The organism is Bartonella sp. B10834G3 (assembly GCF_016102505.1).
Taxonomy (GTDB): domain Bacteria; phylum Pseudomonadota; class Alphaproteobacteria; order Rhizobiales; family Rhizobiaceae; genus Bartonella; species Bartonella choladocola.
On sequence record NZ_JACFOM010000001.1, the window covers coordinates 458,342 to 470,382 of the forward strand.

Consider the following 12,041-nt stretch of genomic DNA (forward strand, 5'->3'; position numbering starts at 1 on the left):
AGCCTGATAATTAGCTATTCCTACCCAATTCTTCTTTTCGCTTCACGAATTGAAACGTCGAGAATATCTTGAGCTTCATTGAAGATATGATCTTCAATAGTGATTGGTGCAAGAAAACGGATGACGTTGCTATAGACACCGCAAATAAGCAAGATCAATCCTTTTTCCAGAGCAATATCACGCACCATAGTGGTAAATATTGGTGAAGGTTTTCCGTTCTTATCGAAAAATTCAACAGCCTTCATAAAACCTGGACCACGAATATCCTTGATCTCAGGAATTTCATGTTGCAATGATGCCAATCTTTGATGCAAGCGGGATCCAAGCATTTCTGCTTTTTGACACAATTTTTCGTCTTCAATGACATCTAAAACAGCAAGAGCAGCGGCAACACCTATAGGGCTTCCTCCATAGGTTCCCCCAAGACCACCAACAACCGGTGCATCCATCATTTCAGCACGACCCGTTACAGCCGCAAGAGGAAAACCACCTGCCAAGCTTTTTGCCATTGTGATTAAATCAGGCGTTACGTCATAATGCTCCATCGCAAACAGCTTACCAGTACGGGCAAAACCCGTCTGAACTTCATCTGCAATCATAACAATATCGTATTCATCGCAAATTTCACGAATTTTACGCATAAGTTCCGGAGAAGCTGGATAAAAGCCGCCTTCACCCTGAACAGGTTCCAGAATAATGGCTGCAATTCTTTTGGCATCAATATCTGCGCGTAATAAAGTACGCACTGCGTTAATACTATCTTCCGGTGTAATCTGATGAACTTCATTAGGATAAGGTACATGATACACATCAGCGGGCATTGAACCAAAACCGATTTTATAAGGTGAAACTTTTCCGGTTAACGCCATCCCCATAAAAGTGCGGCCATGAAAACCACCGGAAAAAGCTATAACACCATCACGACCGGTATGAGCACGCGCGATTTTAATGGCATTTTCAACTGCTTCGGCACCTGTCGTTACGAATACTGTCTTTTTATCAAAATCACCTGGCGTTAATTGGTTTAACTTTTCTGCTAACTCGACATAATTTTCATAAGGAACAACCTGATGACAAGTATGCGTAAAGCGATCAAGTTGCTGTTTAACAGCAGCAATAACGCGTGGATGACGATGACCGGTATTAACAACGGCTATACCTGACGCAAAATCAATATAACGGCGCCCATCCTCATCCCAAAGTACTGAATTTTCTGCTCTTACAGCAAATAATGGCGTTGAAACCCCCACGCCTCTGGCAACAGCAGCAGAACGGCGTTTTTCCAATTTTTTATTTTTCATATTTTAAACCCCACCATTTTTTTGGAAGAGTTTAATAAAGAATTATCAGTATGCTATATCCAAACCGTATATAGAAGAATTATTTATTATACATGCCGTACAATTTCTAAAACATTTAACATGTTACCAGCATTAAAATCCTGAACAAACAAAACCTTGCACTGTCGCTCAATTTGCACTGTCATCCAACGTTTTTGCTAATTTCAACAAAAACCAAATTTTATTTCTATTTTCAGCTATTTTGATATCAACACCGGTAACATCGCAAAAACGATCTATACGGATACGTATCGTATGGCGATGAACCCCCAATTTTTCAGCCGCCTGTTTAATGTTGAAGCCACAATCTAATAATATTTCAATCGTTTCTCTCAATTCTCGCGTTAACTTTTTCGTAAACAGTGTAGTAACATAATTTTGTAAAATAACCGGATCCAATGACTTAAGTAAACTTTCAATATTCATATTATCCGGATATTTTAAGCCCGGTTCTTTAATTTTTGATAGTGCTTTTGCTTGATTTACCGCGGCAGATAAATCTTTAATTTCACAGGGGGAACTTACTCCGATCGTTACATCCGGCAAACGTGTACACAATGTACTCAACAAAAAATTGACTTTATTGTCTTTTGTTTCTTCGGGAATAAGAACAACCCCGTTATCATTTTCAAAGCCGATGAGCATATGTTGTGGTAGCGTCTTGCGTAATATTTGAAAAGTTTCATCCAAAATACCGGAAGAAGAACGAATGACAATAATGCGATATTTTGCATTCAAAGCAAAACCTAAAATGGCAAATTTACGCATTAAATCTTTCGGTTTATTTTGACCTGCATAAATTTCCGACAACAAATCAATTGATAACTGCGCTCGTTCACGTGCGACAGCATCCTGACGTGTTAAAATAATACGTGCCGCTAAAAGCATTTTTGAAATAAAAGCTGTTTCCGTCGCAGAAAGACTATCGACTTGACGTATAATTTCGAGTTTGACCGTTGGCGTACATGAAAAAACAGCACGCCTATCCAATATTTCGTTAATATAGTTTGCCTTTATGGGACCTTGCCCACATAAAACCTGTGCTATAATAGTATCGTCATGGCTAATAAATCTCGTATCGCAAACCAATGTTGATGAGATACGCATTGCAATATCATAAATAGTCAAACGACCATCAATAGCATCTTCAATTACGCGGCTTTCTAAAAGCCGTTTATTTTTTTTCAGTTGTTCGTTAATTATATTTTCAGCCGCTATTTGTGAAATACGCGAAAAGCTTAATTCATAAGGCACTTCACAAACTGGAAGTTGTAGTGCATTCGCACGCTCAATAATGATTTGCGGAATTTTATCGAATTTTAAACCAATACCAAACCCAATGCCTGATATACCACAAGAATATAATCTATCTATGTAACTTACCAATTCAACAGGATTGTCTTTCAAATTACAGCCACAAATAAGATTAAATTCGCCTCCTCTTATCCATTGTTTAGGATTAGGATGATCTGTTGCAATAACCCAGTTTATTTTGTTTTTTAAACGGGTCTTCCCGGCTACCGGAATAATTGCAGGTTCCGTCATTTGGCATAAGTCTTCAACAGTCAAAACCACTATTAAATTCCTCCGCTACATGTCATTACAAATCATTCATAACTGTCATTGTGAGATGTCTTGAAGAAATAAGAAACATAAAATATGCAGATAAACTTGCTGATTTTCAATCGATTAAAACAATAAAAGCAAGATTAGATGTTTATTGAATCCCTGATTGCTCCCATTCTAGCCCGAATTCTATAAACGAACGGTCATCATGCGTCGGGATCATCCCATAAAAAGTGTCGCCTTGATCCAGAACGACATTAACATATTCAGGAATGCATCCAAAGGCATTATCAGATTGAATTTATGTTTCAACAATGACGGAATAATTTTGCGTTATTCGTAAAGCAAATCCATTCAAATAATTTAAACCTTCAAACGAATTTATCAGTTTAGCCATCATATATTACGGGCGATTTTTACCCATCTTTCGTCAAGTTGAAGGTGTCCAGTGTGATCGCCGCATTGATATTTAACCCGAAACGGTTTGTTATCGGTTTGCACGCTTTGGCAAAATAATAACAAGCTCTATACCAATAAAACGAAGACATAAATGCACGAATTGGCGAAGGGAGATTGATGAATGTCTTCGTCAAAACAAATGGTGAAAAACACGATTTATGGAGAGCAGTCCATCATAATGGTAAAATTCTTGAATATTACGTTTTAAAAAAAATGTCATAAGAAATCTGCCAAGTAATTCATTGGGAAATCGCGGAAAAATCAAGGCTTCCCGATGAATTTTGTTACAGATAAGCTCCGCACTTATCATGCTGTCTTAATGATCTGGGAATAGCTTATCGCAAAATACAGAGCGTTGATTAAATAATTGATGTAAGAATTCTTGCCTATCCGTCCGACAACAATAAGGAGCGTTTCAAAAGTTTAAAATCCTCATAAGTATAGAGGATTTTGTCGATATAGAAGCACCGCTTTTGTATTATTTTCATCACGAAAGGTATCTTATCAGCCGACAAACTTACGAGGAAAAACGAACGGCGCTCTTCATGAGTGGTACATATGATGCTTGCATAAAATGTCCCCACTCTTCACTTTTAGAGACGAACGAGAGTTAATCCGACAACACCTCTAGTTCCGTACACATTATTCCTTCATATTTTCCGCGCATCCCACTTCGTCATCCGACGAATATTCGAGGTAAAAATAGGAAGAAGAGTTCTTTATATAAAATCTGCCGGAATTGTGCCGTAGATCAGTCAATGTCATACACCAACCGAACTTGACTGCGTTGTTTGTTCCAAACAAAACTGCAAAGTTAAAGATATTCCTGTATCCAAATACAGTGCCGTATAACCGGTTCTGATTGGACATGCATATAGTGTATCTATTCGCGACAGACCCACTCCTCGTTACTGGTGTCTAAAGCTTTTCCTCTGCTTGGACATTTCTTCCGAATGCAAGGGTATAATGCGTTGACATTGTGCGGAACATAGATATGCGAGCGCAAAGGCTCGCATTAAAAATTTTACAGATGCAATTGTAAAAGCGAGGAAAACGGTTCGTCGCTTGACTGTCTTTATCATTGATAAAGAATGGAACCGAACCGGAAAGCCGAGACGACTTTATCCGACTTGTAACCGGCTCCGGCGCAAGCAAACGAGAATAATACTGCCACGCCGGAACGGGATTGTTAAGAAAATAACAGTTAATATTTATTCCAAAACGACAAGCAGATCCTTGGCATCAATCTGGTCGCCCTGTTTGACCAGAACTTCTTTTATCGTAGCATTTTTATCGGCATGAAGGACTGTTTCCATCTTCATGGCCTCGATTGACACCAAAACATCGCCTGTCTTCACTTTATCGCCGACATGAACCGCAACGGAAGAGATCATACCCGGCATCGGAGAACCGATCTGGAAAGCGTTTCCGGCTTCCGCTTTAGGACGAATATTGTTGGACGAACCATGAGCACGATAATGCACATGGATGCGGCGTGGTTGGCCGTTCAACTCGAAGAATAACGTAACCATACCTTTTTCATCCGGTTCGCTACGCCCCAGATAATGGATGATTAACGATTTGCCGTTTTCGATTTCGACCAGTATTTCATTTTCCAAAGGCAGGCCATAAAAATAAACCGGCGTCGGAAGCGAGCTTACCGGACCATAGAGATTTTTGGCCACCACATAATCCGTGAAGACTTTTGGATACATCAAAAAAGACGCAAATTCCGCATCGTCAATATCACGTCCTGCTTTTTCGGTTGCGATCTTTCTTTCTTGTTCAAGATTTGCGGCTTTAAGCAAAGAACCGGGCCGAACTGTAAAAGGTTTTATGTCTTTGAGTATCTTTTTCTGTAAAGCAACCGGCCACCCGCCTTCCGGTTGTCCCAGATCACCTTTCATCATCGAGACAACCGAATCCGGAAACGCGATGTCTTTATCCGGATTTTCGACATCTGCAACCGACAGATTTTGGCTCACCATCATCAAGGCCATATCGCCAACAACCTTGGAAGAAGGGGTCACTTTGACAATATCGCCGAACATCCGGTTGACATCGGCATAGGCCTGCGCCACTTCATGCCAACGGCTTTCCAATCCCAGTGAACGTGCCTGCTCTTTGAGATTGGTAAATTGCCCGCCCGGCATTTCGTGCAAATATACTTCAGAGGCAGGGCCTTTCAAATCACTTTCAAAAGCCGCATATTGTTGACGTACCGCTTCCCAATAGAACGAAATGCGGCGTATCCATTTGCTATCCAATCCGGTATCACGGTCGGTTCCTTTCAATGCTTCGACGATTGATCCGAGACAGGGTTGAGACGTATTTCCGGAAAACGCATCCATCGCGGCATCAACAATATCGACACCGCTTTCCACAGCAGCCAGTACAGATGCCGCTGCGATGCCGGATGTGTCATGGGTATGAAAGTGGATTGGCAGATCGGTAGATTCACGCAATGCTTTAAACAAAACACGTGCTGCACGCGGCTTCATCAAACCTGCCATATCTTTAATGGCTATGATGTGGGCGCCAGCATTTTCTACTTCACGTGCAAGTTTCAAATAATACTTCAAATCATATTTCGGACGGGCACTATCCAGAATATCGCCTGTATAACAAATGGCGGCCTCGCAAAGTTTTCCTTCCTCAAGCACGCTGTCCATCGACACGCGCATGTTTTCCACCCAATTGAGACTGTCAAAAACGCGAAAAATATCAATGCCGTTTTTGGCAGCCTGACGGATGAAATATTTGACGACATTATCAGGATAGCTCTTATAGCCAACGCCATTGGCACCCCGTAACAACATCTGTGTCAAAATGTTGGGAATGGATTCACGTATTTTTTGCAAACGTTCCCACGGGTCTTCGGTCAGGAAGCGCATTGCAACATCGAAAGTGGCCCCACCCCAGCATTCAACCGAGAAGAGATCGGGCAGAGCTTTTGCATATGTTCCGGCAATCGTGACAATATCATGGGTACGCATACGCGTTGCCAGTAATGATTGATGCCCGTCCCGCATTGTCGTATCGGTAACAAGTACACGATCCTGTTTGCGTATCCATTCGGCAAATTTCTGCGCTCCCAACTCGTCTAGCCGGTTCTTGGTGCCGCTTCTGATATTCTGGTTATCGGTGACGGGTACGACAGGACAAGCCAAATGTTCGGACGGCTTTGAACGCCCTTTTACTTCGGGATGACCATTTACCGTGACATCGGCAATATAGGTCAGCAGCTTTGTTGCTCTATCCTGTCGTTTTACAAAATTAAACAATTCCGGCGTGGTATCAATAAATCGGGTAGTATAGTCATTGGCAGCAAATTTCGGGTGGTTGATGATTGCTTCCAAAAAAGTCAGATTGGTAGCAACACCCCGAATCCGGAATTCGCGAAGTGCTCTATGCATACGGGCAATAACTTCATCTGTCGTGGGAGCCCATGCTGTAACCTTTTCAAGCAACGGGTCATAAAAGCGGGTAATCACCGCCCCTGAATAGGCAGTGCCACCATCAAGACGGATTCCGAAACCTGTTGCACCACGATAGGCCGTAATCCGACCATAATCGGGAATAAAATTCTGTTCCGGATCTTCGGTGGTAATGCGGCACTGAAGCGCATGACCACGTATGCGAATGTCTTCCTGCTTCGGAATACCCGATTGTGGTGTACCGATAGCAGCGCCTTCGGCAATACGGATTTGCGCTTTGACCACGTCAATACCGGTTATTTCTTCCGTGACCGTGTGTTCAACCTGAATACGGGGATTAACTTCGATAAAGTAGAATTTGCCGCTATCGACATCCATCAAGAATTCGACAGTGCCGGCACCGATATATTTTGTCGCGTTTGCAATCTTCAAACCATAGGAAGCAAGCTCGCTGCGTTCATCGTCATTCAAATAGGGCGCGGGCGCGCGTTCCACTACTTTCTGGTTACGGCGTTGGATCGAACAATCCCGCTCGAACAAGTGCACTGCATTGCCGTGAGTATCTCCAAGAATTTGCACCTCAACATGACGGGCATGTTCAACCAATTTTTCAAGATAAACTTCATCCTTGCCGAAAGCCGCCTTGGCCTCGCGTTTTGCTTCCAACACTTCTTTCGCCAAATCGTCGGCTTTGCGTATGGTTCGCATGCCGCGACCGCCCCCGCCCCAGGAAGCTTTCAGCATTAACGGATAGCCTATTTTCTCGGCGAGACTCTTTATCTCGTCGAGATCATCCGGTAGCGGATCGGTAGCAGGAACAACCGGAACGCCGATTTCGACAGCAAGATTGCGTGCCGCAACCTTGTTGCCCAGACGGCGCATCGTCTCACTCGTCGGGCCGATAAAAATAATTCCGTTTGCAGCACATGCATCGGCAAATTCGGGACTTTCCGACAAAAGCCCGTAACCCGGATGGATTGCATCGGCTCCCGACAATTTGGCGACACGGATGATTTCGTCAATTGATAGATAGCTTTCAATCGGTCCCATTTCGTGGTCGAGATGGGCTCCCCTGCCAATCAGATAACTTTCATCCGCTTTGAAGCGATGCAGTGCAAGCTTGTCCTGTTCGGCAAAAACAGCAACCGTCTTGATATTCAGCTCGTTGGCTGCGCGAAAAACGCGAATTGCAATCTCTGAACGATTGGCAACCAGAAGTTTACGAATGCCCATCTGTATATGTTCCCTTTTATTATTATTATTTTATATTGAACCGGTAAATAGATCACATTCAATATTGTTTTTTGCACATCGACTGTGGAAGAAACTACCAAGATGAAATTGTTATTACTCGAAAAGAGAACGGTTTTTTTGCACAATGACCGCAATCATTGATGCAACCTCGCTCACCCGACGAATATTGCGTGCAGACTCGTGGTAGGATAGCCAATAGGCACGCTCGATTTTGTGGTCTGGCAACACGGGTATCAAATCATTATAATTTTGCGCTATATAGGAGTGTAACACCGCAATACCGGCACCACTTCTGGCTGCTTCCAATTGCCCCAATGTGCTCGAAATCTGGAAATTGGATGTAAAATCACGACTGATTTCGTCATTATAGGCAAGTGCCTGGGAAGCCACCAAATCTTCAACATAGCTTATGAGATGGTGCGCCTTAAGTTCTTCAATGCGTTCAGGAAGACCATATTCCTTGATATAATTACGATGGGCATAGAGACCCAGCCGATAATCGACAAGTTTGCGGGCAATAAGCCGCCCGTGTCTTGGTCTTTCAACTGTTATGGCGATGTCGGCCTCGCGCTGCGATAAAGAAAAGGATCGTGGCATAGGCACCAATTGCAAGACAAGATCGGGATAACGCAATAAAATATCATTTAAACGGGGAGCAAGAAAAGAAACCCCGAAACCATCAGGCGCTGCAATACGTACATGACCGGCAAGATTGATATTTTTGCCGCCAAGCTGTTCTTGCGCAAGTAACAATTCGGCTTCTATCTTTTCGGCACGCACCAGCAATTCTTCGCCGGAAGCCGTCAGGTCACAACCGGTGGTACGTCTTACTACCAATTGCGTTTTGAGTTCATCTTCCAACGCCGTGAGCCTGCGGGCAACTGTTGTATGATTAACAGACAAAAGTTTTGCCGCGGAAAGAAGTTGCCCTTTCCGTGCGACCGCCAAAAATATTTTTAGATCATCCCAGTTCATAATACATAATTTTGCACAACAGATAAGAATTATCCACCATTGTTTTTGTATAATAACACGTAACAATGGAGTCATAACTTCATTGGAGGAAGTAATGCAAGAATATGGTCATTTTATAAACGGTAAATCTGTCAAAGGTAAAAGCGGGCGCCAGTCGGACGTTTTTCTGCCTATGGATGGTTCGGTTCAAGCCAAAGTCGATTTGGCAACGAAAGCTGAAATCGACGAAGTGGTGAAGATTGCAGCAGCGGCACAACCTGCCTGGGCGGCTGTCAACCCGCAACGCCGATCGCGTGTGTTGCGCAAGTTTTTAACACTTGTCGAGGAGGAAATGAAACCGCTTTCGGAACTTCTCGCCAAAGAGCATGGCAAAACAGTTTCCGATGCTGCCGGAGATATACAGCGCGGTCTGGAAGTTGTGGAATTAAGCCTTGGTGTGCCCCATTTGACAAAGGGAGAATTTACTGAAGGTGCCGGCCCCGGCATTGACACTTATTCGATCCGCCAACCTTTGGGCGTCGTCGCCGGTATTACCCCTTTCAATTTTCCGGCTATGATTCCGCTTTGGATGGCCGGACCGGCAATTGCTTGCGGCAACGCTTTCATTCTCAAACCGTCCGAACGCGATCCGGGTGTGCCGCTCAGATTGGCAGAATTGTTTATCGAAGCCGGTGGCCCTGCCGGAATTTTCAATGTTGTTAACGGCGACAAAGACGCAGTTAACGCAATTCTGGATAATCCCGATATTAAAGCTGTAAGTTTTGTAGGCTCGACGCCTATAGCCCGATATATTTACGAACGGGCGGCCGCAAATGGCAAACGGGTACAAGCTCTGGGCGGCGCCAAAAATCACATGTTGATTATGCCGGACGCCGATCTCGATCAGGTTGTAGATGCATTGATCGGAGCCGGTTATGGTTCTGCCGGTGAACGTTGCATGGCGATATCGGTCGCAGTCCCCATCGGAGAAGATACAGCCAACCGGTTAATGGAAAAGCTTATTCCCCGTGTCAAAGCCTTGAAGGTTGGCACTTCGCTCGATCCTTCAGCCGATTATGGTCCGGTTGTAACGAAAGAAGCCCAACAGCGTATCCTCAATTATGTCGATATCGGTGTCAAAGAAGGTGCAAAACTGGTCGTCGACGGGCGCAACTTCAAACTTCCGGGCTATGAAAACGGCTTTTATGTCGGCCCCTGCCTGTTTGATAATGTCACCAATGAAATGCAGATATATAAAGAAGAAATCTTCGGGCCGGTTCTTGGCGTTATTCGTGCCAAGAATTATGAAGAAGCTCTCGCTTTGCCAACCACACATTTATTCGGCAATGGCGTGACTATTTTCACGCGTGACGGTGATGCAGCGCGGGATTTTGTCAGTCGCGTAGAAGTTGGCATGGTCGGCGTCAATGTGCCGATACCGACACCGGTTGCCTATTATACTTTCGGTGGTTGGAAAGCTTCCATTTTTGGTGATTTGAACCAACATGGACCGGATGCGTTCCGCTTCTTCACACGCACCAAGACGGTCACGTCGCGTTGGCCCTCAGGTATTCGCAGCGGCCCCGAATTCTCGATGCCGACTATGAAATAAGTTTGAACAATCCGGGGTATTACGAAGAATACCCCGGATTTTTTAAAGTTTTACCGATATCGAGAGCAACCTTGGCTCAAAGCGCGACCTGTCGAGTATCATTCCCCTAACGGTTTTCTTGCTTTCAACGTTTCACGCATTTTGGCAACTTCGTCAGGCGAAACCGCAGGTGCCGCATTGCCCCACTCATTACGGATATAGGTCAACACATCGGCAGCCTGCCGGTTTGTAAATTTCCATGCAAAACCCGGCATTGACGCACCCGTCGGATTAAACCGTGTGATCGCTCCTTGCGAACCGACCAGCAGAACTCGTGTCAAGCTTTCACTACTTCCACCTTTAATCCCGTTATTGCCTTTGAAAGCCGGAATCATATCGGCGACACCTGTTCCATTGGATACATGACAGGCAGTGCAATTGTCGTTAAAGATGCGTTTGCCATTGACCATTTGCGGGTTATCGGCCGATAAAGCTTGCAGTTTCACTGCACCGTGATCCGGCAATGATTTGATATAAATCGCCATGGCTTTCAAATCGTCGTCGGTGAAATACTGGAAGGATGCCTTGACGGCCTCTGCCATCGGGCCGGATGCAACAGTTACATGGTTGCTGCCGGTTTTCAAATATTGAACCAACGAAGTTTCATCCCAATTGCCCAACCCTTCGTCTTTGGAACCGGTTAGTGACGGTGCATACCAGTTTTGTAATGTCGCTCCGGTGTAACGACGGGAATTGATTTCGGCACCAAAAGCATTACGTGGCGTATGGCACATGGAACAATGTGCAGCTCCCTGAACGAGATAACGACCGCGGTTCCATTCCGGTGATTGGTCTTTCGCAACCTTTATATCCGAGGCATCAAAGAACAGCCGTTTCCAACCAAGCATCAGAAAACGGATATTGAAGGGAAATGATAACCGGTTTTCGACAACCTCATTATGAACAGGAGTTACAGTTTGCAGATAGTTCCACAAATCATGAATATCCTGATCGCTCATCTTGACATAGGATGTATAAGGCATTGCCGGATAAAGCGGGCCATTCGGCCCCTTGCCATTGCGCACAGCATCGGCAAATTGTGCTTCTGTCCAATTTCCTATACCGGTTTCTTTATCCGGCGTAATATTGCTGGCATAAAGCATACCGAAGGGCGTTTCTACCCCGAAACCGCCAGAAAGATCAGCCTTATGATCTTTGGTTTGGTGACAGGCAACACAATCGGCAGTCAAGGCAACATATTGCCCGCGTAAAATACTTGCCTTCAGCTCGCTATCATCTTTCCGGTCAGAGCCTTTACTAGCAAATTGCGAACTATCGTAATTGCGCGACGGCATTGTTACAATTCCGCCAACGACCACGATAACACCCAGAACAACGAGGCCAAGGATAATTTTAAAAAATCTCTTCATCATCCCCCTC

General features: G+C 44.3%; 6 protein-coding genes. 1 reads left to right on the forward strand and 5 read right to left on the reverse strand.

Going from position 1 to position 12,041, the window contains the following annotated elements; genetic code table 11:
• Positions 1-20 precede the first annotated feature (20 nt).
• The 4 genes from H3S94_RS02020 to H3S94_RS02035 all read right to left on the reverse strand — a co-directional run bounded on the left by H3S94_RS02020 (position 21) and on the right by H3S94_RS02035 (position 9,031).
• Positions 21-1,301: a 4-aminobutyrate--2-oxoglutarate transaminase gene (locus H3S94_RS02020; protein ID WP_198240126.1), complete on the reverse strand. Its 1,281-nt coding sequence runs from the start codon at positions 1,299-1,301 to the stop codon at positions 21-23.
• 168 nt (positions 1,302-1,469) lie between these two features.
• Positions 1,470-2,915, reverse strand: coding sequence for a PucR family transcriptional regulator (locus H3S94_RS02025; protein ID WP_198240127.1), 1,446 nt, complete (start codon positions 2,913-2,915; stop codon positions 1,470-1,472).
• Positions 2,916-4,576: 1,661 nt separating this feature from the next.
• Complete coding sequence (pyc, locus tag H3S94_RS02030) at positions 4,577-8,035, reverse strand: pyruvate carboxylase (RefSeq protein WP_198240128.1); 3,459 nt, start codon at positions 8,033-8,035, stop codon at positions 4,577-4,579.
• Between the two features lie 114 nt (positions 8,036-8,149).
• Positions 8,150-9,031 (reverse strand): LysR family transcriptional regulator, encoded by an 882-nt coding sequence (locus H3S94_RS02035; RefSeq protein ID WP_077990795.1) that lies wholly within the window; start codon positions 9,029-9,031, stop codon positions 8,150-8,152.
• A gap of 94 nt (positions 9,032-9,125) precedes the next feature.
• Between H3S94_RS02035 and H3S94_RS02040 the strand changes: the two genes are divergently transcribed.
• Positions 9,126-10,622: a CoA-acylating methylmalonate-semialdehyde dehydrogenase gene (locus tag H3S94_RS02040; RefSeq protein WP_198240129.1), complete on the forward strand. Its 1,497-nt coding sequence runs from the start codon at positions 9,126-9,128 to the stop codon at positions 10,620-10,622.
• A 98-nt stretch (positions 10,623-10,720) separates the two neighbouring features.
• On the opposite strand, the gene H3S94_RS02045 is transcribed toward H3S94_RS02040, so the two are convergent.
• Positions 10,721-12,034 carry a cytochrome c gene (locus H3S94_RS02045; RefSeq protein ID WP_198240130.1) on the reverse strand — a complete coding sequence of 438 codons (1,314 nt, stop codon included), beginning with the start codon at positions 12,032-12,034 and terminating at the stop codon, positions 10,721-10,723.
• Between the last annotated feature and the right edge of the window lie 7 nt (positions 12,035-12,041).

What these genes read in the sequence shown, in the direction of transcription:
- pyc (WP_198240128.1), bottom strand. Translation starts at nt 8,035, where the DNA reads ATGGGCATTCGTAAACTTCTGGTTGCCAATCGTTCAGAGATTGCAATT.
- H3S94_RS02035 (WP_077990795.1), bottom strand. Translation starts at nt 9,031, where the DNA reads ATGAACTGGGATGATCTAAAAATATTTTTGGCGGTCGCACGGAAAGGG.
- H3S94_RS02040 (WP_198240129.1), top strand. Translation starts at nt 9,126, where the DNA reads ATGCAAGAATATGGTCATTTTATAAACGGTAAATCTGTCAAAGGTAAA.
- H3S94_RS02020 (WP_198240126.1), bottom strand. Translation starts at nt 1,301, where the DNA reads ATGAAAAATAAAAAATTGGAAAAACGCCGTTCTGCTGCTGTTGCCAGA.
- H3S94_RS02045 (WP_198240130.1), bottom strand. Translation starts at nt 12,034, where the DNA reads ATGATGAAGAGATTTTTTAAAATTATCCTTGGCCTCGTTGTTCTGGGT.